This window comes from Streptomyces sp. 1-11, from assembly GCF_007176755.1.
In the GTDB taxonomy this organism is placed as follows: Bacteria; Actinomycetota; Actinomycetes; order Streptomycetales; family Streptomycetaceae; genus Streptomyces.
In genome coordinates this window covers 62,861-83,814 of the sequence record NZ_BJTV01000011.1, presented here as the reverse complement: position 1 = coordinate 83,814, position 20,954 = coordinate 62,861, and the positions used below count along the sequence as shown (strand labels likewise).

At 74.1% G+C, this 20,954-nt stretch carries 20 protein-coding genes; 17 read left to right on the top strand and 3 right to left on the bottom strand.

The features are described 5' to 3' along the window. Positions 1-17: 17 nt before the first annotated feature. Positions 18-905, bottom strand: a complete 888-nt coding sequence (locus TNCT1_RS23225) for an NAD(P)H-binding protein (protein ID WP_143635295.1) — start codon at positions 903-905, stop codon at positions 18-20. Positions 906-1,295: 390 nt separating this feature from the next. Between TNCT1_RS23225 and TNCT1_RS23220 the strand changes: the two genes are divergently transcribed. The 8 genes from TNCT1_RS23220 (at position 1,296) to TNCT1_RS23185 (ending at position 10,150) form a co-directional block, all read left to right on the top strand. Further along, positions 1,296-2,198: an AfsA-related hotdog domain-containing protein gene (locus TNCT1_RS23220; protein ID WP_143635292.1), complete on the top strand. Its 903-nt coding sequence runs from the start codon at positions 1,296-1,298 to the stop codon at positions 2,196-2,198. Further along, the gene (locus tag TNCT1_RS23215) at positions 2,195-2,836 is read left to right on the top strand and encodes an isoprenylcysteine carboxylmethyltransferase family protein (protein ID WP_143635289.1); all 642 of its coding nucleotides are present in this window, start codon (positions 2,195-2,197) and stop codon (positions 2,834-2,836) included. Before TNCT1_RS23220 ends, TNCT1_RS23215 begins: the two co-directional genes overlap by 4 nt. A 3-nt stretch (positions 2,837-2,839) precedes the next feature. After that, the gene (locus tag TNCT1_RS23210) at positions 2,840-5,611 is read left to right on the top strand and encodes a PEP/pyruvate-binding domain-containing protein (protein WP_143635286.1); all 2,772 of its coding nucleotides are present in this window, start codon (positions 2,840-2,842) and stop codon (positions 5,609-5,611) included. After that, positions 5,602-6,687, top strand: coding sequence for a ketoacyl-ACP synthase III family protein (locus tag TNCT1_RS23205; protein WP_143635284.1), 1,086 nt, complete (start codon positions 5,602-5,604; stop codon positions 6,685-6,687). The genes TNCT1_RS23210 and TNCT1_RS23205 overlap by 10 nt, the downstream gene beginning before the upstream one ends. After that, positions 6,684-7,121, top strand: coding sequence for a nuclear transport factor 2 family protein (locus TNCT1_RS23200; protein ID WP_143635281.1), 438 nt, complete (start codon positions 6,684-6,686; stop codon positions 7,119-7,121). Before TNCT1_RS23205 ends, TNCT1_RS23200 begins: the two co-directional genes overlap by 4 nt. After that, the gene (locus TNCT1_RS23195) at positions 7,118-8,386 is read left to right on the top strand and encodes a cytochrome P450 (protein ID WP_160160427.1); all 1,269 of its coding nucleotides are present in this window, start codon (positions 7,118-7,120) and stop codon (positions 8,384-8,386) included. Before TNCT1_RS23200 ends, TNCT1_RS23195 begins: the two co-directional genes overlap by 4 nt. Then, positions 8,380-9,261 (top strand): hypothetical protein, encoded by an 882-nt coding sequence (locus TNCT1_RS23190; protein WP_143635277.1) that lies wholly within the window; start codon positions 8,380-8,382, stop codon positions 9,259-9,261. Before TNCT1_RS23195 ends, TNCT1_RS23190 begins: the two co-directional genes overlap by 7 nt. Before the next feature lie 157 nt (positions 9,262-9,418). Then, positions 9,419-10,150: an SseB family protein gene (locus TNCT1_RS23185; protein ID WP_143635275.1), complete on the top strand. Its 732-nt coding sequence runs from the start codon at positions 9,419-9,421 to the stop codon at positions 10,148-10,150. Positions 10,151-10,189: 39 nt separating this feature from the next. On the opposite strand, the gene TNCT1_RS23180 is transcribed toward TNCT1_RS23185, so the two are convergent. Next, positions 10,190-10,546, bottom strand: a complete 357-nt coding sequence (locus TNCT1_RS23180) for a DUF1844 domain-containing protein (protein WP_143635273.1) — start codon at positions 10,544-10,546, stop codon at positions 10,190-10,192. A 365-nt stretch (positions 10,547-10,911) separates the two neighbouring features. Between TNCT1_RS23180 and infC the strand changes: the two genes are divergently transcribed. The 9 genes from infC (at position 10,912) to TNCT1_RS23130 (ending at position 20,609) form a co-directional block, all read left to right on the top strand. After that, entirely contained in the window at positions 10,912-11,562 is a 651-nt protein-coding gene (gene infC, locus TNCT1_RS23170; RefSeq protein WP_143635270.1) for a translation initiation factor IF-3, read from the top strand. A gap of 112 nt (positions 11,563-11,674) precedes the next feature. Further along, the gene (rpmI, locus tag TNCT1_RS23165) at positions 11,675-11,869 is read left to right on the top strand and encodes a 50S ribosomal protein L35 (RefSeq protein ID WP_003977225.1); all 195 of its coding nucleotides are present in this window, start codon (positions 11,675-11,677) and stop codon (positions 11,867-11,869) included. A gap of 101 nt (positions 11,870-11,970) precedes the next feature. Continuing rightward, positions 11,971-12,354 (top strand): 50S ribosomal protein L20, encoded by a 384-nt coding sequence (gene rplT / locus TNCT1_RS23160; protein ID WP_143635268.1) that lies wholly within the window; start codon positions 11,971-11,973, stop codon positions 12,352-12,354. A gap of 163 nt (positions 12,355-12,517) precedes the next feature. Continuing rightward, positions 12,518-13,378 carry an RNA methyltransferase gene (locus TNCT1_RS23155; RefSeq protein ID WP_143635266.1) on the top strand — a complete coding sequence of 287 codons (861 nt, stop codon included), beginning with the start codon at positions 12,518-12,520 and terminating at the stop codon, positions 13,376-13,378. A gap of 50 nt (positions 13,379-13,428) precedes the next feature. Continuing rightward, positions 13,429-14,562: an ATP-binding protein gene (locus TNCT1_RS23150; protein ID WP_143635264.1), complete on the top strand. Its 1,134-nt coding sequence runs from the start codon at positions 13,429-13,431 to the stop codon at positions 14,560-14,562. Positions 14,563-14,708: 146 nt separating this feature from the next. Continuing rightward, the gene (gene pheS, locus TNCT1_RS23145) at positions 14,709-15,830 is read left to right on the top strand and encodes a phenylalanine--tRNA ligase subunit alpha (protein WP_143635262.1); all 1,122 of its coding nucleotides are present in this window, start codon (positions 14,709-14,711) and stop codon (positions 15,828-15,830) included. Further along, the gene (gene pheT, locus TNCT1_RS23140; protein ID WP_143635260.1) at positions 15,830-18,343 is read left to right on the top strand and encodes a phenylalanine--tRNA ligase subunit beta; all 2,514 of its coding nucleotides are present in this window, start codon (positions 15,830-15,832) and stop codon (positions 18,341-18,343) included. Before pheS ends, pheT begins: the two co-directional genes overlap by 1 nt. A 291-nt stretch (positions 18,344-18,634) precedes the next feature. Further along, positions 18,635-19,975, top strand: a complete 1,341-nt coding sequence (locus TNCT1_RS23135; protein WP_143635258.1) for a transcriptional regulator — start codon at positions 18,635-18,637, stop codon at positions 19,973-19,975. A gap of 88 nt (positions 19,976-20,063) precedes the next feature. Next, on the top strand, positions 20,064-20,609 hold the full coding sequence (locus TNCT1_RS23130; protein WP_143635257.1) for an NUDIX hydrolase: 546 nt from the start codon (positions 20,064-20,066) through the stop codon (positions 20,607-20,609). On the opposite strand, the gene TNCT1_RS23125 is transcribed toward TNCT1_RS23130, so the two are convergent. Beyond that, positions 20,606-20,863, bottom strand: coding sequence for a hypothetical protein (locus TNCT1_RS23125; protein ID WP_143635254.1), 258 nt, complete (start codon positions 20,861-20,863; stop codon positions 20,606-20,608). The two genes, TNCT1_RS23130 and TNCT1_RS23125, sit on opposite strands and share 4 nt — an antisense overlap. Between the last annotated feature and the right edge of the window lie 91 nt (positions 20,864-20,954).

The window sequence follows — 20,954 nt, the reverse complement described above, 5'->3', positions numbered from 1 at the left end:
AAACCGCCGGACGGCCCCTACCGCGGCCGCGCGGCCCCGGCGAGCACCGCCGCCGCGGGCACCGGCCCGAAGGCGTCCCGGTGATCCGCCGCCCACCGCGCGTACGACCGGGCCGCACGGCCGGTGAGGCGGGTGAACGCCGGGTCCACGGTGGTCTTCCGGCCCCTGGACTGCCGTTCGGCGCCGCGCAGCAGCGCCTCGACCACGTGCGGCGGATGACGGCGCGACCAGCGGGCCGCCGCCTGCCGGGCCGTCAGTTCGCGGCACACCAGGGGGATGCCGAGCATCCTGGACAGCTCCCGGGTCTGGTCGGCGGCGGAGATCGCCTCCGGACCGGTGAGCGGGTGGATCCGGCCCTCGTGCCCGGGTGAGGTCAGCGCCGCCACCGCGACCTCCGCGATGTCCCGGGGATCGACGCAGGCGCTCGGCGCCCCGGGGTGCAGGGCGTGCACCACGCCCTCGGCGCGGATCGAGCCCGCCCACGCCAGCGTGTTCGACATGAACGCGCGCGGGCGCAGCAGCGTCCACTCCAGACCGCAGGAGCGCAGCAGGTCCTCGCAGTCCCGCTGCCAGCGCGTGATCAGGTCGTCGGCGTCGTCCTCGCCGGCCGCGTACGCGGACAGCTTCACCACGTGCCGCACCCCGGCCGCCTCCGCGGCGCGCAGGAAACGCGCGTCGCTGTCGCCGCCGGGATCGCGGGTGACCAGGAACGCCCGGTCCACCCCCGCGAACGCGCGCAGCAGCGAACCGTGGTCCTGGTACGACCCGACGGCCACCTCGCAGTTCGCGCCCAGCGCCGGCAGCCGCGCCGCGTCACGGCAGAACACGCGCACCGGACCGGCCGACGCCAGCCTCCGTGCCACCTCGCCGCCCACCACTCCGGTCGCGCCCGTCACCAGAATCATGCGGAGGCCTCCCCAGCCGGATCACGGGGACCGCGCGCCGCCGGCCGCGTCACGGCCCGCGCCCGCGTCCGGTCCCTCGACAAGCGAACAGAGGACCGATCGTGGTCCGGGCCGCTGACCCGCCGCTGACGCGCGGACAACGCTGTCATGCCGGGCGCCGCTGCCCCCGGCAGGGGTCAGCGGCATGTCAGGCGCCTCGTCAAGACTGCCGCGAACACCGGGCCGAGGACGGCCCGCACCGATGCGGCCGGGCACCCGACCCGGCGCCGCGGACGCGCCCCACGTGACACACCGGGGGCCGGGCGGCGCGCCGCCACCGCGGGCACGGGCACCGACGCCGCGGGCCGGCCCGAGCCGAGCAGCAGCACAGTCAGGAATCGAGGAAGACGGATGACCACGCCAACGACCCGAGCCCAGACACGCGTTCAGCGGACCGGCCACGACCCGGCCGGGGACCGGCCCCGCACCGCCCGGGACCACGACGCCGACTCCTGGCTCACCGACCTGACCGTCGACCAGAGCGACCCGTTCTTCTACGACCACCCGCTGGACCACGTCCCCGGCATGCTCCTGGCGTGCGCCATGGCGGACGCCGTCGCCGACCGCGTCGACATCCCGGCGGGCTCGCGCGTGAAGTGGGTCGTCAACTTCCGGGTGATGCCCGAGCTGTCCCCGGGGCTGGTGCTCTACGCGGCCCCGCCCGAGAACGGCCGCCACACCCTGCGCGTCACCCAGGGCCCGACCGTCGTCTCGGACAGCTGGTTCACCCTCACCGGCGACCCGGAGGCCGGCCGGCCCGGCGGGGCGGCCGCGGCGCACGCGCCGGCCGGCGAGCCCGCCCGTGCCTCCCTGGTGCACCGCACCCGCCCGGAGAACGTCATGCTCGGCGAACCCCGCGCCGAGGACGGCGTGTTCACCGCAGCGGTCCTGTTACCGGGGGCCGGGCACACCCTGGCGAGCCGCCGCCCGGGCCGCCGCTCGGTGAAGTCGGTCGTCGAGGCGGGCCGCCAGTTCGCCACCTGGCTCTCGCACCGGGTCGGCGGCTGGCCGGACGAGGTGCAGATGCTGTGGCTGCGGCTCACCGCCGACCTGCCGGCCGACCTGCCCGCCACGCTTCCGCTGGCCCTGCGCTGGCGGCAGACCCGCATGTCCGACGACAAGGCCCGGCTCACCTTCGAGCTGGTCGCGGGCGACGGAGCGGGCACCGGGATCGGCAGCCTCGTCTACGTCAGCAAGGGCCTGACCCCCGAGGCCTACCGGGCCTTCCGCGCCGGCGCCGGGGTCGCGGCATGAACCAGCGCCTCGTCGTCCTCGTCCTGCGCGCCCTGCTGCCACTGACCTGCGCCCTGTTCGCCCTCGCCATCGCGCTGCAGCTCACCTCGGACAGCGCCGGGCCGCACACGGAGGCCGCCCTGTTCGCGGGCCTCTACCTGCTGTGGATCCTCGCCGAGACCGGCATCACCGTGCGCCACCCCAAGCAGTCCGCCGCCGAGAACAGCACCCTGCTGCCGTACGCCCTGGCCCGCGCCGGCACCGGCGTCTCCGCGGTGCTGTGGCCGCTGCCCTGGCACGCCTGGTCGGTGTGGCTGACCGTGCCGGCCGTGGTGTTCGCCGCGTCCGTGGCGCTGCGCCTGACCGCCATCCGCGCCCTCGGCCGGTTCTACTCCCACCACGTGGTCCGCTACTCCGACCACTCCATCGTCACCGACGGCCCCTACCGGCACGTCCGGCACCCCGCGTACACCGGGATGCTGCTGGCCAACGCCGCGTTCGTGGCCTTCTTCTGCAATCCGCTGAGCGTGCTGTTCCTGCTCGCCCTCGCCGCGGTGATCGTGTGGCGGATCCGGGTCGAGGAACGCGTCCTGTGGGCCGTACCCGGATACCCCGGATACGCGGGCGGCCGGGCGCGGCTGCTGCCGGGGGTGTGGTAGCCCATGGCCTCCACGACCCCGCTCGCCCGCACCGGCCCGGCCACCACGAGCGGCCCGCTGCTGGCCGGCGCCGCCGAAGCCGCGCTCGCCGACCCGGCCCTGGTGGGCCACAAGTTCTCCCGGCAGCACGAGATGCGCCACGCCGGGCTGCCCGTCCCCGCCTTCTTCGCGCTGACCGCGGAGGCTTACACGGCCTGCGTGCCGGTCCCCGCCGGCTTCCCGGGCGCCGGGACGGGCACCGCGGAGCTGACCGCCTGGGCCCGCGCGGCCCGCGACGAGGTCCGCGCCACCCCGCTGCCGCCCGGGCTGGCCCGGCAGGTGCTCGCCGGCTTCGACGAACTCGCCGGCCCCGGCGGGCTGGTGGCCGTGCGCGGCTGCGTCGCCGCCGAGGCGGACGGCAGCGGCGAGGACGGCGCCGACGACCCCTTCGCCGGACTCTCCGACAGCTACCTCTACGTCCGCCGCGAAGCCCTCCTGGACCGCGTCGCGGACTGCTGGGCCTCCGCCTACAACCCCGAGGCCGTGCTCTACCGCGTGCGGCGCGGCGTCGACGCCACCGCCGTGCGGGTCGCGGTCGGCGTCCAGCGGATGGTGCCCGGCGTGCGGTCCTTCGTGATGTTCACCAGCGATCCGCGCGGCGGCGCCGACCAGGCGGTGGTCGCCGCCGCGCACGGCATCGGCGAGGGCATCGTGCAGGAGAAGGCCGACATCGACCACTTCTTCATGGACCGCGCCACCGGCGCCGTACACGCCGAACTCGCCGTCAAGTCCGTGATGGCGGGCCTCGACCCGGCCCGGCCGGACGCCGGCCCGGTGCTGCTGCCCGTCCCGGACGCGCTCGGCGGACCGCCCGTGCTGTCCGACGACGAGGTACGCGCCGTCGGCGCACTGGCCGCCCGCGCCGAGGAACTGTTCGGCGGCCCCCAGGACATCGAGGGCACCCTCACCGCCGACGGCCAAATCCACCTCGTCCAGGCGAGGCCCGTGGTGCGGGCCGCGGCCCCGCCCCGGGAGAGCGCGCCGCCGGTGCCGTGGACCAACCACAACCTCACCGAGTCCTTCCCCGGCGTCACCTCCACGCTGACCTACTCCCAGGCGCGCGTCTTCTACCGGACCGGCTTCGCCGACTTCTACCGCCGGCTCGGCGTGCCCGAGGACTCCCTGCGCCGCAACCAGCACCACCTCAGCCGGATGATCGGGCACCTCGACGGGCGGGTCTACTACCGGCTCGACGCCTGGTTCGCGCTGCACGGCCAGATCCCCGGCTTCGACCTCATCCGCCCCATGTGGCAGCGCTCCCTCGGCCTCACCGAACGCGACCAGGACACCGCCCCCGGCCCGGCGGCCCGCCGCCGCGCCTGGAAGCAGGTGCTGCGCGCCGCCCCCCGCCTCACCCGCGCCTACCTCACCCAGCCGCGCCGGCTGCGCGAGTTCCTGCGCTGGTGGGACGACCTGATGGCGCGCTGGCCCTCCTTCGAGGACTGCACCGCCGACGAGCTCATCGCCCGCTACCGCACCATGTGGACCGAGGCCGAACACCGCTGGGGCGTCACCATGGTCGCCAGCTACTTCGCCCTGGTCTCCCTGACCTGCGCCGACGCCCTCCTGGAGCGCTGGGTGCCGGACGGGCGCGCGCTGCTGCCCCGGCTGATGGGCGGCGGCCGCCCCAACCGCACGCTCGCCTCGGTCCGTTCCGCGCTCGCCCTCGCCGAACGCGCCGCCGCCGACCCCGACCTGCGCGCCGCCGTCCTGGAACGCCCCGCGCCCGAGGTCTGGCGGGAGATCACCGAGGGGAAGTACGGCACCGGCACCGCCGACGCCTTCGCCCGGCATCTGCGCACCTACGGCGACCGCGCGCTGCACGACCTCAAACTGGAGGTCCTGACCCCGCGCCAGGAACCCTGGCAGATCGTCACCGCGCTGCGCCCCTACATAGGCCAGGGCCTGACCGTCGCCGCCAACGAGGCCGACGAGGCCGCCGCCCGCGACGCCGCCCGGCGCGCCCTGCGCGAAGCCTGCCCCGCCCCGCTCAAGCGGGCCGCGCTCGGCGCCGTGCTGGCCTCGCTGCGGTTCAGCGTCAAGGCCCGCGAGGACACCCGGTTCTGCCGCAGCCAGCTCTACGGCGTCTCCCGCGAGGTGATGCGCCACCTCGCCCGGCGCCTGGTCGAGACGGGCCTGCTGGAGCGGGCCGAGGACGTCGTCCACCTGCAGACCGAGGAGGTGCTCGGCGCCTTCGACGGCACCCTGCCCGACACCGACCTGCGCGCCCTGGTGCGCCGGCGCGCCGCCCGGGCCGCCGAGAGCGCGGCCGCCGCCGACCCGCCCGCCTACTTCACCGTCCCCGGCGGCCTGCCCGTGCCGGTGGCGCTGGCCTCCCGCCAGGACACCGCGGCGGCCGGCGGCCCCGACGCGGACGGCGTGCTGCGCGGCATCGCCTCCAGCAGCGGCACGGCACGCGGCCGGGCCCTCGTCGTCCGGGACACCGACGTGCCGCCCGAGGAGTGCGTGGGACGGATCCTGGTCGCCAAGGAGACCGACCCCGGCTGGCTGGCGCTGATGATGGCCGCCAAGGGCATCGTCGTCGAGCGCGGCAGCCTCGTCTCGCACACCGCCATCAGCGGCCGGCTGCTGGGCGTCCCCACCGTCGTCGCGGTCCGCGAGGCCATGACGGCCATCGAGGACGGCGCCTTCATCGAGATCGACGGCGCGGCGGGCACCGTACGCCTGCTGCCCGGCGACGACACCGCGGCGGAGGAGGACGGACCGTGCGCGTAGCCGACCTGTTCATCGACGGCCTCGGCTGTTACCTGCCCCGGCCCTACCCGGCCGAACGCGCGGTGGCGGAAGGCCGGTACGCCGAGGAGGAGTGGCGGGCCGGCGGCTGGACCGGCGCCGCCGTGGCGGGCGACGTCTCGCCGCCCGAGATGGCGGTGGAGGCCGCCCGCACCGCGCTGGAACGCTCCGCGCACCAGGCCGCCGACATCGCGCTCGTGCTGCACGCCTCGCTGCACGAGCAGGGCCCCGAACTGTGGACCCCGCACCAGTACGTGCTCCGGCACGCGGTCGGCACCCGGGTGCCGGCGATGGAGGTGCGCCAGGGCTGCAACGCGGCCCTAGGCGCCCTGGAACTGGCCCACGGCCACCTCAGCGCCGACCCGTCCCGCACGGCCGCGCTGGTGACGGCCGCCGAGAACTTCGGCACCGAACGCGTCGACCGCTGGCGCTACCAGAGCGGCGCCCGGATGAAACGCCCCTCCATCCTCGGCGACGCCGCCACCGCCGTGGTGCTGTCCACCCGCGGCGGCTTCGCCCGGGTCCTGTCCCTGGTCTCCGGCTCGCTGCCCGAACTGGAGGAGATGAACCGCCCCCGCGGCGCGCTCTTCCCGCCCCGGCGCACCCGCACCGGCCGGATCGACCTGGTCGCCCGGATGATCGACTACGCCCGCAGCGACCCCGGCGCCGCCACCCTGGCCCGCAAGGCCGTGGACGCGGCCCGCACCGAGACCGGACTGCGCGCCATCGAGGACGCGGGGCTGCGGCCCGGCGACATCACCCGCGTCACCCACGTGCTGTCCGGCGGCCCCGAGTACATCCGCTCGGTCCTCGAACCCCTCGGCATCGACCCGGCCCGCGGCGTCCTCGACTTCGGGCGCGCCCTCGGCCACATGACGACCAGCGACCACTTCGCCGCCCTGCACCACCTCGTCGAGACCCGCCAGGTCGGTCCCGGCGACCGGGTGCTGATGCTCAACAACAGCTTCGGCGTCTCCCTGTTCGCCGCCGTCGTCGAGATCACCGCCACCCCGTCCTGGGCCACCGGGACGCCCTCCCCGTACAAGGAACGGACATGACCCAGCCGCAGACCCTCGCCCCGGCGCCCGGGGCCACCACGGCCGTGCAACGGTGGATCGACGCCCTGACGGACGGCTGGCGGGCCCGCGACGCGGACGCCATCGCCGCCCTCTTCACCGACGACGCCGTCTACCACCAGGGCCCCTACGGCGCCCCGCACACCGGCCGCGAGGCCGTCGCCGCGCACTGGCGCAACACCCTGTCCCGGCAGAAGGACGCCCGCATGTGGTTCGGCGAGCCCGTCGTCTCCGGCGGGCGGGCCGCCGTGGAGTGGTGGTGCGTCCTGTACGACCCGGCCACCGGCGCACCCCGCAACGCGGCCGGCTGCCTGGTGCTCCGGTTCGCCGCCGACGGCCGCTGCGCCTCCTTCCACGAGTACTGGCACGGCGCCCCGGACCAGGAGCTCGAACCCGCCGAGGGGTGGCTGCGATGACCGGGACGTCCACCCTGCGGTGCCCGGTCACCGGGGCCGGCCCCGACCGGCAGCCGCCCGCCTACCCCTTCCCGGACCTGCCCGGCGTCTGCCTCGACCCCGGCCGGCTCGCCCGGTTCCGCCAGGAGCCGCTGGTGCCGGTGCGGCTCGGGAACGGCCGGGACGCACTGCTCGTGACCCGCCACGAGGACGTCAGGACCGTCCTGTCCGACGACCGCTTCAGCCGCGAGGCCTGGGCCGGCGGCACCCTGTTCGCCCGGAAGTCCAGCGCCCTGGCCCTGGTCACCAGCGACGCGCCCACCCACACCCGGCGCCGCAGCCGGGTCCAGGCCCGCTTCACCCACCGCAGGGCCGAGGAGGACCGGCCCCGCATCGCCGCCATCGCCGCCGAACTCCTGGACCGGCTGCGCGCCGCCGACGGCCCCGTCGACCTGATCGCCGAGTTCACCACCCCGTTCCCCTACCGGGTGATCTGCGAGATGCTCGGCGTGCCCGTGGCCGACCTGGACCGGCTGCTGCCCGAGGTCACCGTCATGATGTCCGCCGGGCGCTTCACCCCGGAGGAGAGCGCCCGGGCCCACTCCTTCATGTACGACTACTTCTTCGGGCAGCTCGCCGAGCGCCGCGCGGCCGTAGAGGCCGGCCGGCCCGGCGACGACCTGCTCACCCAGCTGCTGACCGCGCCGCCGGACTCAAGGCTCAGCGACGAGGAGATCGCCGTCTTCGGCTTCGGCCTGATGATGGCGGGCGGCGAGACCACCGCCTCCCACCTCGCCATGTGCGTGCTGCACGTGCTCACCACGCCCGGCCTCGCCGACGAGCTGCGCCGCGACCCCTCGGCGGTCCCGGCCGCCGTGGAGGAACTGGTGCGCTGGGTCTGGTTCGCCGGCACCGGCGGCCAGCCGCACGTCACCACCGAGGAGGTGCGCCTGGCGGGCCGCGTCCTGCCCGCCGGCCAGGTGGTCGTCCCGCTCACCGACGCCGCCAACCGCGACCCGGAGGTCTTCCCCGACCCGGACGTCTTCCGCGCCGATCGCTCGCCCAACCCGCACATCGGCTTCGGCCACGGCCGCCACCTGTGCCTCGGCGCGGCCCACGCGCGCGTGGAGCTCCAGGAGGGCCTCACCGCCGTGCTCGCCCGGCTCGACGGACTGGAACTCGCCGCCGACCCGGCCGAACTGGACTGGCGCGACCGGATGTTCATGCGCGGGGTGTGGGAACTGCCGGTACGCGTCCGCCCGTCGGGTCAGGCACGGCCGTGCTGAGCCGCTGGGCCCGCTTCGTGGCGGGCAGCTACCCGCCGCTGCCGTCCGTGGCGTTCGCGTTCCTGTGGGCCTACGGCGTCTCCGGGCTGTTCGCGGTCGTCCAGCCCGCGCACCCCGCTTGGCGCCCCGGCGCGGGCACCCTCACCGCGGCGCTCACGCTCACCGTCACGCTGCTGCTGATGCGGGCCGTGGACGACATCCGCGACCTCGCCTACGACCGCGCGTTCAACCCCCGGCGGCCGCTGGCCGCCGGGGCCGTGCGCGAGCGCGACCTGCTCGCGCTGTGCGCCGTGGGCGCGGTCCTCGTCCTCGCCCTGAACGCGGGCCGCCCGGCCGCCCTCGCCGTGCTCGCCGGGCAACTCCTCTACTGCGCCCTGGTGCTGGCCGCCGACCGGGCCCTGGCCTGGCCGCCGGGCGACCGGCTGCTGCTCAGCCTCCTGATCAGCTTCCCCGCCCAACTGCTGCTGCACGTCTACCTGTACACCCGCTACCTGGGCGACACCGGGCAGGGCGCCGACCGCGGGGGAGTGCTGGCCATCGTGATCACCGTGCTGGTCACCGTCCACCTGGAGTTCGCCAAGAAGATCACCCGCGGGCTCAAGCCCGGTGAGCGCAGCTACGTCAGCACCCTCGGCCTCGGCGGCACGGTGGCCGTGGCGCTCGCGGCCCCCGTGCTGTCGGTGCTGCTGCTTCTCACGCAGGCCCGCCCGGAGGCGCTGCTGGTGCCGCTGTCGCTGCTGCCGCTGCTGCTGCCCGCCCGGGCCTGCTGGCGGTTCTTCCGGGCCCGCGCCCCGCGCTGGCCGGCCGCGTCCGCCGCCTACTACGTCCTGTCCACCTTCGCCTGCTACCTGGCGCTGAGCCTGGCCTACGGCTGACCCGGCCCACGACCCGGCGCCGGTCCCCGGGCCCCGGCCCCATCGCCGGCCGCGGCCCCCGCGGGTCCCTGCGCAGGTCCCGGCCCCCGCCTCGGCCCTGGCTTCGCCCCCCGGCCCGGGACGGGCCCGGGGCCTGCCTCCCTATAGGGTCGGGACCGTGGCGAAGAAGAACATTCCCGACTCCGGCTACTCCGACGACGACGGCTCCGCCGACCCCCGGCTGAGCGCCGCGCTCGCCGCCTGGGCCGGGGACCGCGCCGCCGTGGGGCCGGTCCTCGCGGCGCTCAAGGGCGCCCGGCTGCTGGTGCCGGTGGTGGCCGTGCTGGGTGAGGTCGAGGAGGACGAGAACGGGCTGCGCCGCGAGAAGACCAGCGACATGGCGGTGCCCACCCTGAAGGCGGGCGACCGCACCGCCCTGCCCGCCTTCACCTCCACCGAGTCCCTGGCCCGCTGGGACCCGGCGGCCCGGCCCGTCGCCGTACCCCTGCACCAGGCGCTGGAGGCCGCGGCGCACGAGAAGGCGGACACGGTCGTGCTCGACCTCGCCGGACCGGTGCCCTTCGAGCTGACCGGCCCCGCGCTGCTCGCCCTGGCCGAGGGCCGCACCAGCACCGACCCGCTCGCCGACCCGACCGTGATCCGGGCCGTGCGCGGCGCCGTCGCCGCGGAGCCGGCGGTCCTGCGCGCCCACCTCGGCCCCGGACGGGCCGACGGCACCCTCGCCCTGGTCCTCGACCCGGCCGCCGACCCCGCCGGGGCCGCCCGCGCCGTCGCCGGGCGGCTGGCCGCAGACGAGACACTGAGGGCCCGCCTGGTGGGCGGCCTCGACCTGGCACTGCTGCCGGCCGGGACCACGCCTCCGGGCGAGCCCCTGTTCGTGCGGGAGTGAGGAAGCGGCCGGGCAGGTAAGCCGGTGCCGCGCCTCGGGTCAGCCGTAGATCGGGCCGGTGTACTTCTCGCCCGGGCCCTGACCCGGCTCGTCCGGCACGATCGAGGCCTCGCGGAACGCGAGCTGCAGCGACTTCAGGCCGTCCCGCAGCGGGGCCGCGTGGAAGGAGCTGACCTCGGTGGCGCTCGCGTCCAGCAGGCCGGCCAGCGCGCCGATCAGCTTGCGGGCCTCGTCCAGGTCCTTGTACTTCTCGCCCTCCTCGCTCAGCCCGAGCTTCACGGCGGCGGCGCTCATCAGGTTGACGGCGACCGTCACGATCACCTCGACGGCGGGGACCTCGGCGATGTCCCGGGTCATCGCGTCGAAGTCGGGGGACTCAGGAGGGATGTCACTCATGCCCCACACGATAGGCGCTCCCCGGCACGCCTCCTCAATTAGCCCTTGTCAAGCGATCCTGCTAACCTTGAAGACGACCGGCCGGACACGCTGTGCCCGGCCCACAAGTGGAGGCTCCGATCTCCCACCTGACCGTCCTCCGGGACGGCGGGTCATCCGGTCAGACGGCCACCATCGTTCCGTACGGACGATGGAGCCGTCCGAAGCGCGCCCCGCGGTCTCCCGCGGCGGTGCTCCGGTAGCCGTGGGAGCCCCGCCTGTGATCGTCCGGGGCATTTTTTGTGCCTCGGCGCGGTTAGGTCTGTAGAAAACAGACATACGCGGCTGTCCGCCAGGCGGTCGCGTGGTGCTACCGAGGAGGATCCATCAGCGCCGAGCCCCGCATCAACGACCGGATTCGCGTTCCCGAGGTGCGACTTGTCGGTCCCAGTGGCGAGCAGGTGGGCATCGTCCCGCTGGCCAAGGCACTGGAGCTTGCGCAGGAGTACGACCTGGACCTGGTCGAGGTCGCGGCGAACGCCCGTCCGCCCGTGTGCAAGCTCATGGACTACGGGAAGTTCAAGTACGAGTCGGCCATGAAGGCCCGTGAGGCGCGCAAGAACCAGGCGCACACGGTCATCAAGGAGATGAAGCTCCGGCCGAAGATCGACCCGCACGACTATGACACCAAGAAGGGTCACGTCGTCCGGTTCCTCAAGCAGGGCGACAAGGTCAAGATCACGATCATGTTCCGTGGCCGCGAGCAGTCCCGCCCCGAGCTGGGCTACCGACTGCTGCAGCGTCTCGCGGAAGACGTCCAGGACCTCGGTTTCGTGGAGTCGAACCCGAAGCAGGACGGCCGAAACATGATCATGGTCCTCGGTCCGCACAAGAAGAAGACCGAGGCGATGGCCGAGGCTCGCCAGGCACAGGAAGCCCGCAAGGCGGACGCGAAGGCCAACCCCGGCAAGTCGCAGAACGCCGCCGAGGCCGAGGCGCCGTCCGAGGCGCCGTCCGAGGAGCCTGCCGAGGCGTGATCCCGGGGGACACGTGTCCCCGAGGATGTAACCGAAACAAGAGCGACGCTCCACCGTGCCCGGTTTCCACGACCGGGCACCGGAGCGCCACCGACGAGGAGAGAACGGCGCTATGCCGAAGAACAAGTCGCACAGCGGTGCCAGCAAGCGCTTCAAGATCACCGGCTCCGGCAAGGTGCTCCGTGAGCGCGCCGGCAAGCGCCACCTGCTCGAGCACAAGTCGTCCCGTGTGACGCGTCGCCTCACCGGCAACGCCGAGATGGCCCCGGGCGACGCCGCGAAGATCAAGAAGCTTCTCGGCAAGTGACGCCCCGGCGTCGCCAGGGCGACGCCGTACGTCTGAACCGGGACCCATTCGTTTCCGGGCCGCGTGAGTATCCCCGCGGCCCCGCTACAAGGAGTTAAGAAGTGGCACGCGTCAAGCGGGCAGTCAACGCCCACAAGAAGCGCCGGGCGATCCTCGAGCAGGCCTCCGGCTACCGCGGTCAGCGTTCGCGCCTGTACCGCAAGGCCAAGGAGCAGGTCACCCACTCGCTGGTCTACAACTACAACGACCGCAAGAAGCGCAAGGGCGACTTCCGTCAGCTGTGGATCCAGCGCATCAACGCCGCTGCCCGCGCCAACGGCATGACCTACAACCGCTTCATCCAGGGTCTGAAGGCCGCGAACGTCGAGGTCGACCGCAAGATCCTGGCCGAGCTGGCCGTCAACGACGGGACCGCGTTCGCCGCGCTCGTCGAGGTCGCCCAGAAGGCTCTGCCGAGCGACGTGAACGCGCCCAAGGCCGCGTGACGCCGCGCCGGCTCCAGGCCGGCTCATGGACCCGCAAGCCTCGTGAGGCTTGCGGGTCCAATCATTGGGGTCCTCGGCCGGCCGCGGGTACTCCGTGGCTGGTCGCGCCGTTCCCCGTGCCCCCGCGGGGCGCCCCGCCGAGCTCCCGAAGGTGAAGAGGAAGATGCCCCCCGTCAGTCCCGAGCTGATCTCGGCCCGGTCCGGTCGTGTCGTCGCTGCCCGGCGGCTCGGCAAGCGGAACTTCCGGGGCAAGGACCGGCTGTTCCTCGCGGAGGGCCCGCAGGCCGTCAGGGAGGCCGCCGGGCACCGCGCGGACGGCGTCCCCACGCTCGTCGAGCTGTTCGCCACGGTCGAGGCCGCGGAACGGTACGCCGACATCGTCGGGGCGGCCCGCGAGGCCGGCGCCAGGGTGCACCTCGCCTCCGAGGACGTCATCGCGGACATCTCCACCACCGTCACCCCGCAGGGCCTGGTCGGCGTCTGCCGGTTCCTGGACACGTCCTTCGAGGACGTGCTGGCCGCCCGGCCCCGGCTGGTCGCCGTGCTCGCCCACGTGCGCGACCCCGGCAACGCCGGAACCGTGCTGCGCTGCGCCGACGCCGCGGGCGCCGAGGCCGTCGTGCTCACCGACGCCTCCGTCGACCTCTACAACCCCAAGGCCGTGCGCGCCTCCGTCGGCTCCCTCTTCCACCTGCCGGTCGCCGTCGGCGTGCCCGTCGAGCGGGCCGTCGAGGGCCTGAAGGACGCGGGCGTGCGCATCCTCGCCGCCGACGGGGCGGGCGACCGCGACCTGGACGAGGAACTCGACAAGGGCACCATGGGCGGCCCCACCGCCTGGGTGTTCGGCAACGAGGCCTGGGGGCTCCCGGAGGAGACCCGCGCGCTGGCCGACGCCGTCGTGCGCGTCCCCATCCACGGCAAGGCCGAGAGCCTGAACCTCGCCACCGCCGCCGCCGTATGTCTCTACGCGTCGGCGCGCGCCCAGCGCGCCTCCGGAGGGTGCCGCTCCGTCACCCAGAGCTAGTAGGGTGGCCAGCTCGGGGCCCTGCGCCGTCTGAGAGGTGGGGTACGGGGATGAGGGTGGTCGGCAGCAGCACCGCGCCGGACGGGCGCGACGCGCGCCGCACGCCCGCGCCCCGGCACGCCGACCACACCGGCATCGACCCCGACCAGTTGCCCGACGGCCTGGTGACCGCCGACGAACACGGCCGCGTGACCTGTTTCAACGCCGCCGCCGAACGCATCACCGCCCTCCGCGCCGAGGACGCCCTCGGCCGGCACCTGGAGAAGGCGCTCCCCCTGGAGGACCTGGAGGGGCGGCGCTGGTGGCAGCTCACCGACCCCTACGGCGGCCTCGCCATCCGGGTGCGGCAGCCGGAGCGCAACCTGCTGCTGCCCGGCGGACGCGAGGTGCTGGTCTCCGCGCGGTACGTGCGCGCCGAACCCCTCGGGCCCGTGCGCGGGCTGGTCGTCTCCCTGCGGGACACCGAGGCCCGCCACCGCACCGAGCGCAGCCACGCCGAGCTGATAGCGACCGTCGCGCACGAGCTGCGCTCCCCGCTCACCTCCGTGAAGGGCTTCACCGCCACGCTGCTCGCCAAGTGGGAACGCTTCACCGACGACCAGAAGCGGCTGATGCTGGAGACCGTCGACGCCGACGCCGACCGCGTCACCCGCCTCATCGCCGAGCTGCTGGACATTTCCAGGATCGACAGCGGACGGCTGGAGGTGCGCCGGCAGCCCGTCGACATCGGCGCCGCCGTCGGCCGGCACATCCAGGCCTACGTCGCCGCGGGCCAGCGGGCCGACCGCTTCCTGCTGCGCGTCGAGCAGCCGCTGCCCGCGCTGTGGGCCGATCCCGACAAGGTCGACCAGGTGCTGAGCAACCTGCTGGAAAACGCGGTGCGGCACGGCGAGGGAACCGTCACCATTGACATCACGCCCGCGGCATCCCCGCGCGAGGGCGAGGAAACGGCCACGTCGGTCACGGTGAGCGACGAGGGGCCCGGCATCCCGGAGGAGTCCATGAACCGCGTCTTCACCCGCTTCTGGCGGGGCAGCAAGCGCGGCGGCACCGGTCTCGGGCTGTACATCGTCAAGGGCATCGTCGAGGCCCACGGCGGCACCATCACGGTCGGCCGCGCCCCCGGCGGCGGCGCCGAGTTCCGATTTACGCTGCCCGTGTGCGCGCCGGCGTATCTCGCCTAGCGGCCCACGGGCCATTCGTCCACCCCCGCCCCGTTAGACTCGGCGATTGGCACCACTGTGTCCTGTACACGGCCCGCAGCGAGCCACCGCCGTCTCGGAGTCGGTGACGGGGACCGTCCGCCAGCCAATCGGAAGCACGGGAAGAAATGTCGGCACCCAATAAGTCGTACGACCCTGTCGAGGTCGAGGCGTTGAAACCGGAAGAGATCGAGCGCATGCGGGACGAGGCGCTCGCCGCCTTCGCCGCCGCGGACTCCCTCGACGCGCTCCACGAGGCGAAGGTCGCCCACACCGGCCCCGCCTCCCCGCTGGCCCTCGCCAACCGCGAGATCGGCGCCCTGCCCCCGCACGCCAAGGCCGACGCCGGCAAGCGCGTCGGCATGGCCCGCGGCGCCGTGAACAAGGCCCTCGCCGGCCGCCAGGCCGAGCTCGAGGCCGAGCGGGACGCCCGCGTGCTGGTCGAGGAGGACGTCGACGTCACGCTGCCGTACGACCGCGTCCCCGCGGGCGCGAGGCACCCGCTGACCACGCTCTCGGAGCGCATCGAGGACGTCTTCGTCGCCATGGGCTACGAGGTCGCCGAGGGCCCCGAGGTCGAGGCCGAGTGGTTCAACTTCGACGCGCTCAACATCGGCCCGGACCACCCGGCCCGCGGCGAGGCCGACACGTTCTTCGTCGAGGGCCCCGACGGCACCGCCGACTCCGGCGTCGTGCTGCGCACCCACACCTCGCCCGTGCAGATCCGCTCGCTGCTCAGCCGTGAGCTGCCGGTCTACGTGATCTGCCCCGGCCGCGTGTACCGCACCGACGAGCTGGACGCCACCCACACCCCGGTCTTCCACCAGGTCGAGCTGCTCGCCGTCGACGAGGGCCTGACCATGGCCGACCTCAAGGGCACCCTGGACCACATGGTCCAGTCGCTGTTCGGCGAGGGCATGAAGACCCGGCTGCGGCCGAACTTCTTCCCGTTCACCGAGCCGTCCGCCGAGATGGACATGGTGTGCTACGTCTGCCGCGGCGAGTCCGTGGGCAACCCCGACCGGCCCTGCCGCACCTGCTCCAGCGAGGGCTGGATCGAGCTCGGCGGCTGCGGCATGGTCAACCCCAAGGTGCTGGCCGCCTGCGGCGTCGACCCGGAGAAGTACAGCGGGTTCGCCTTCGGGTTCGGCATCGAGCGGATGCTGATGTTCCGCCACAACGTCGAAGACATGCGAGACATGGTCGAGGGTGACGTCCGGTTCACCCGGCCGTTCGGGATGGAGATCTGATGCGGGTCCCGCTTTCTTGGCTGCGGGAGTACGTCGACCTGCCGGCGACCGAAACCGGCCGTGACGTCCAGGCCAAGCTCATCTCGGCGGGCCTCGAGGTCGAGACCGTCGAGCAGCTCGGCGCCGACCTCAAGGGTCCGCTGGTCGTCGGCCAGGTGCTGACCATCGAGGAGCTGGAGGGCTTCAAGAAGCCTATCCGCTTCTGCACCGTCGACGTCGGCGAGGCCAACGGCACCGGCGAGCCCCAGGAGATCGTCTGCGGCGCCCGCAACTTCGCCGTCGGCGACAAGGTCGTCGTGGTCCTCCCGGGCGCCACGCTGCCCGGCGGCTTCTCCATCGCCGCGCGCAAGACCTACGGCAAGACCTCGCACGGCATGATCTGCTCCAGCGACGAGCTGGGCATGGGCGACGACGGCACCCACGGCATCATCGTGCTGCCGCCGGAGACCGAGGTCGGCAAGGACGCCGTCGAGCTGCTCCAGCTCGTCGACGAGGTGCTGGACATCGCCGTCACCGCCAACCGCGGCGACTGCCTGTCCATCCGCGGCGTCGCCCGCGAGACCGCCATCGCCTACGGCCTGCCGCTGCGCGACCCGGCGCTGATCGACGTGCCCGCCCCGAACGCCTTCGGCTACCCGGTCAAGGTCGCCGAGCCGGTCGGCTGCGACCGCTTCACCGCCCGCACCGTCACCGGTCTGAGCCCGGAGGCGCGCTCCCCGATCTGGCTCCAGCGCCGGCTGCAGAAGGTCGGCATGCGCCCGATCTCGCTCGCCGTCGACGTCACGAACTACGTGATGATGGAGCTGGGCCAGCCGCTGCACGCCTACGACCGCACTCTGGTCCAGGGCACCATCGGCGTGCGCCGGGCCGAGGAGGGCGAGAAGCTCGTCACCCTCGACGGCGTCGAGCGCACGCTGCACTCCGAGGACCTGGTCATCACCGACGAGCGCGGCCCGATCGGCCTGGCCGGCGTGATGGGCGGCGCCGACACGGAGATCGCCGACCACGAGGACGTGGAGAACGCCACGACCGACGTGGTCGTCGAGGCGGCCCACTTCGACGCGGTCTCGATCGCCCGCACGGCCCGCCGTCACAAGCTGTCCTCCGAGGCCTCCCGCCGCTTCGAGCGGGGTGTCGACCCGCAGGCCGCCGCGGCCGCCGCGCAGCGCACCGTGGACCTGCTGGTGCTGCTCGCGGGCGGCACGGCCGAGGCCGGCGTCACCGAGGTCGTCGCGCCCTCCGCCCCGCGGACCATCACGGTCCCGGCGGACCACCCGGACCGGGTCGCGGGCGTGGAGTACGGCCGCGAGACCGTGGTGCGCCGGCTGCAGGAGATCGGCTGCGACGTCTACGGCCAGGACGACCTGGTCGTCACGGTGCCGTCCTGGCGTCCCGACCTCACCGAGGCCAACGACCTGGCCGAGGAGGTCATCCGCCTCGAGGGCTACGAGAACCTGCCCTCCACGCTGCCGAGGCCGGCCTCCGGCCGCGGCCTGACCCACCGCCAGCGGCTGCACCGCCGGGTCGGCCGCGCGCTGGCCGGCGCGGGCTACGTCGAGGCGCCGAACTACCCCTTCGTCGGCGAGCAGGTCTTCGACCAGCTCGGCCTGGAGTCCGGTGACCCGGCCCGCCGCGTGGTGAAGCTGGTCAACCCGCTCAACGACGAGGAGCCCGCGCTCCGCACGACGCTGCTGCCCGGCCTGCTGGGCGCCCTGCGGCGCAACGACGGCCGCGGCTCGCACGACCTGGCCCTGTTCGAGACCGGACTGGTGTTCCAGCCGCGCGAGGAGCGGCTGCCCGGCGTGCACCTGCCCGTCGACCGCCGCCCGACCGACCAGGACATCGCCTCGCTGGACGGCGCGCTGCCCGAGCAGCCCCGGCACGTCGCCGTGGTGCTCACCGGCGCCCGCGAGCAGGCCGGCTGGTGGGGCAAGGGCCGCCCGGCGGACTGGGCCGACGCGATCGAGGCCGGCCGCGCCGTCGCCCGCGAGGCCGGTGCCGACCTGACCGTCCGCAAGGGCCAGTACGGCCCCTGGCACCCCGGCCGCTGCGCCGAGCTGCTCGTCGTCGCCGACGGCGCCGAGCGGGTCGTGGGCCACGCGGGCGAACTGCACCCGCGCGTCCTCAAGGCGCTCGGTCTGCCCGAGCGCACCTGCGCGATGGAGCTGGACCTGGACGCCCTGGCGGCGGCCGGCGACGGCGTTCCGCAGGCGCCGGCCATCTCCACCTTCCCAGTGGCCACGCAGGACGTCGCCCTGGTGGTCGACCTGCCCGTCCCGGCCGCCGAGGTCGAGGCGGCGCTGCGCGAGGGCGCGGGCGAACTGCTGGAGTCCATCCGGCTGTTCGACGTGTACGAGAACGCGGAGCAGCTCGGCGAGGGGCGCAAGTCCCTGGCCTACGCGCTGCGGTTCCGCGCGGGTGACCGGACGCTGACCGTGGACGAGGCGTCCGCGGCCCGGGACGCCGCGGTCGCCCTGGCGGGCGAGCGGACCGGAGCGGTGCTGCGGGGCTGACCCGCGCCGAGGCGGCCCGCCGCGCGGGCCCGTGCCCGCCGGCGGCGGACGGACCGGTCCTGCGGGGCCGGTCCGTCCGTTTTCGCCCACCGCCCCCGAGCCGCCGTGGCCGACCCGGCCAAGCCACCGCTTTTCGAGGGGGAGCCGGTGGCTTGGCCGGGCGACCAGTCAAGCGGCGGGACCACGCTCCGCGACAGTGCGCGCACGGCCCGGGTGCGCGCACTCCGTTCACACCCCGTGTGAAGGCCGAGCCACTACGCTGACGGTCACCAGGCCACTCGGGGGGCACTCATGCAGCCCAACACTCTGCTCGACGCCATCCTGGACGAGGCGGGCATCTCGCACGCCGGTCTCGCCGCCCATGTGAACCAGGCCGGGCGCGGACGGGGCCTCGCGCTGCGCTACGAGCACACGGCCGTGGCGCGGTGGCTGAAGGGCCAGCGGCCGCGCGGCCAGGTGCCCGACCTGATCTGCGAGGTGCTCGCCGGACGGCTGCACCGGCCGGTGACGCTGGACGACATCGGCCTCGGGGTGCCCGGTGAGCCCAGCACCCCGCACACCGGCTCGCTGTCCGGCTTCGTGGAGCGGGCCACCGCGCTGTGGCGCTCGGACGAACAGCAGCGCCCGCACGTGCTCGGCGCGCCCGCGGTCACCGGCACCCCCGCCGTCATGCCGGTGTGGGAGTGGGAGAACCCGCCCGAGGACGTGGACGTCTCCCGGGGCGGCCGGCACCGGGTCACCGCGGCCGACCTCGAACTGCTGCGCGCCGCCCGCACGCACTACGAGCAGATGTACCGCAAGGCCGGCGGCGTCGCGACCCGGGCGCGGATCGTCGGCTTCCTCAACGCCGAGGCGGCCCCGCTGCTGCGCGGCGGCTACACCGACGCCACCGGACGTCAGTTGCACCGGGCCACGGGCGGCCTGGTGGCGATCGCCGGCATCTGCGCCTACGACTCCGACGCGCACGGCCTGGCCCAGCGCTACTTCCACCAGGCCCTCCGGCTGGCGAAGGCCAGCGGGGACCGGGGGCTCGGCGCCTACGTGATCGCGCTGCTGGTCAACCAGGCGCTGTTCATGCGGGAGCACCGGCAGGCCGTCGCGTTCGCCGAGGCCGCCCTGCGCGCGGCCGGCAGGCACATCACCCCGGCCCTCGCCTCCGACCTGTACGCGATGCAGGCCAAGGCGTACGCCCACCTCGGCGACTCCGGCAGCGCCCTGTCCTGCATCCGCCGGGCCGAGACGGCCGCCGACCGCATCCGGCGCGGGTACGAGCCCGACGAGACCGGCTACGTCCAGCCCGGCCTGGTCAACGTCCAGGTGGCCGAGGCGCTGCTGAGCCTCGGCGAACTGGCCGCCGCCCGGGAGCACGCGGCGGCCGCGGTGGACAACCCGGCCCACGACCGCGGCCGGGTGCACCGGCTGGCCATGCTCAGCACGATCGAGCTGCGCCAGGGCAACGCCGACACCGCGGTGGCCACGGCCGTGCGGATGGCCGAGCAGGCGCGCGGGATGGAGTCCCAGCGGCTGCGCGACAGACTCCGCGCGGTGCGCGAGCACCTGGTGCGCTGCGGCTCGGCCGGGACCGCCGAAGCCGCCGAACTCATCGACGGCGCACTGCGCGTACCGCTGTAGGCGTACCGCGCCTACCGCTGTAGGCCCACTGTAGGTACACCGCCGCTGCTGCGATATTGCCCCTTACTCGGCGGAAGGTGGCAGAACCGTGCAGTGGACGAAACAGAACGAACAAACTGTGTATGAGAACCGCTGGTTCAGCGTCAATCTCGCGGATGTGGAATTGCCGGACGGCCGGCATCTCGACCACTTCCTGATCCGGCTGCGGCCGGTCGCCGTCGCCACGGTCGTCAACGAGGCCAACGAGGTCCTGCTGCTGTGGCGGCACCGCTTCATCACCGACAGCTGGGGCTGGGAACTGGCCGCGGGCGTGGTGGAGGACGGCGAGGACGTCGCGAGCGCGGCCGCCAGGGAACTGGAGGAGGAGACCGGCTGGCGGCCGGGACCGCTGCACCACCTGATGAGCGTGGAGCCGTCCAACGGCCTCACCGACGCCCGGCACCACATCTACTGGTCCGACCGCGGCGAGTACGTCGGACATCCCGTGGACGACTTCGAGTCGGACCGCCGGGAGTGGGTCCCGCTCAAGGTCGTCCCCGACCTCATCGCCCGTGGGGAGGTCCCGGCCGCCAACATGGCGGCCGCGTTACTGCTGCTGCACCACATGAGGCTCGCCGGCGACGCCGTCGGCTAGCGGGCCAGCGCCTGCCAGACCGTCACCACGAGGGCTCCGAGGGCGGTGAGGACGGCGAGCGAGGGCAGGGGCCAGCGCGTGTGTTCCAGCGAGGCCATGCGCGTGTGCAGGTCGTCCACCTCCTTGGCGGTCTCCTCGGCGCGGTGACTGAGCAGGGCGAGTCCTCCCTCGACGCGGGCGTAGGCCACGTCGAGTCGGCGCCGTAACTCTGCGAGTTCACCATGGACCACGGGATGCTCCGGTTCGGCGCTCACGGGTCCACTCCTTTCCGTAGTCGGACGTAGGGGTTCCGCACCCCTTGCATGCGCATGCAGAGTCAACTCGGCTGGTGGGCGCGTGGGGAGC

Excerpts from the sequence above, each read along its gene's own strand:
- TNCT1_RS23225 (WP_143635295.1), bottom strand. The coding sequence starts at position 905 with ATGATTCTGGTGACGGGCGCGACCGGAGTGGTGGGCGGCGAGGTGGCA.
- TNCT1_RS23220 (WP_143635292.1), top strand. The coding sequence starts at position 1,296 with ATGACCACGCCAACGACCCGAGCCCAGACACGCGTTCAGCGGACCGGC.
- TNCT1_RS23215 (WP_143635289.1), top strand. The coding sequence starts at position 2,195 with ATGAACCAGCGCCTCGTCGTCCTCGTCCTGCGCGCCCTGCTGCCACTG.
- TNCT1_RS23210 (WP_143635286.1), top strand. The coding sequence starts at position 2,840 with ATGGCCTCCACGACCCCGCTCGCCCGCACCGGCCCGGCCACCACGAGC.
- TNCT1_RS23200 (WP_143635281.1), top strand. The coding sequence starts at position 6,684 with ATGACCCAGCCGCAGACCCTCGCCCCGGCGCCCGGGGCCACCACGGCC.
- TNCT1_RS23195 (WP_160160427.1), top strand. The coding sequence starts at position 7,118 with ATGACCGGGACGTCCACCCTGCGGTGCCCGGTCACCGGGGCCGGCCCC.
- TNCT1_RS23180 (WP_143635273.1), bottom strand. The coding sequence starts at position 10,546 with ATGAGTGACATCCCTCCTGAGTCCCCCGACTTCGACGCGATGACCCGG.
- rpmI (WP_003977225.1), top strand. The coding sequence starts at position 11,675 with ATGCCGAAGAACAAGTCGCACAGCGGTGCCAGCAAGCGCTTCAAGATC.
- TNCT1_RS23155 (WP_143635266.1), top strand. The coding sequence starts at position 12,518 with ATGCCCCCCGTCAGTCCCGAGCTGATCTCGGCCCGGTCCGGTCGTGTC.
- TNCT1_RS23150 (WP_143635264.1), top strand. The coding sequence starts at position 13,429 with ATGAGGGTGGTCGGCAGCAGCACCGCGCCGGACGGGCGCGACGCGCGC.
- pheS (WP_143635262.1), top strand. The coding sequence starts at position 14,709 with ATGTCGGCACCCAATAAGTCGTACGACCCTGTCGAGGTCGAGGCGTTG.
- pheT (WP_143635260.1), top strand. The coding sequence starts at position 15,830 with ATGCGGGTCCCGCTTTCTTGGCTGCGGGAGTACGTCGACCTGCCGGCG.
- TNCT1_RS23135 (WP_143635258.1), top strand. The coding sequence starts at position 18,635 with ATGCAGCCCAACACTCTGCTCGACGCCATCCTGGACGAGGCGGGCATC.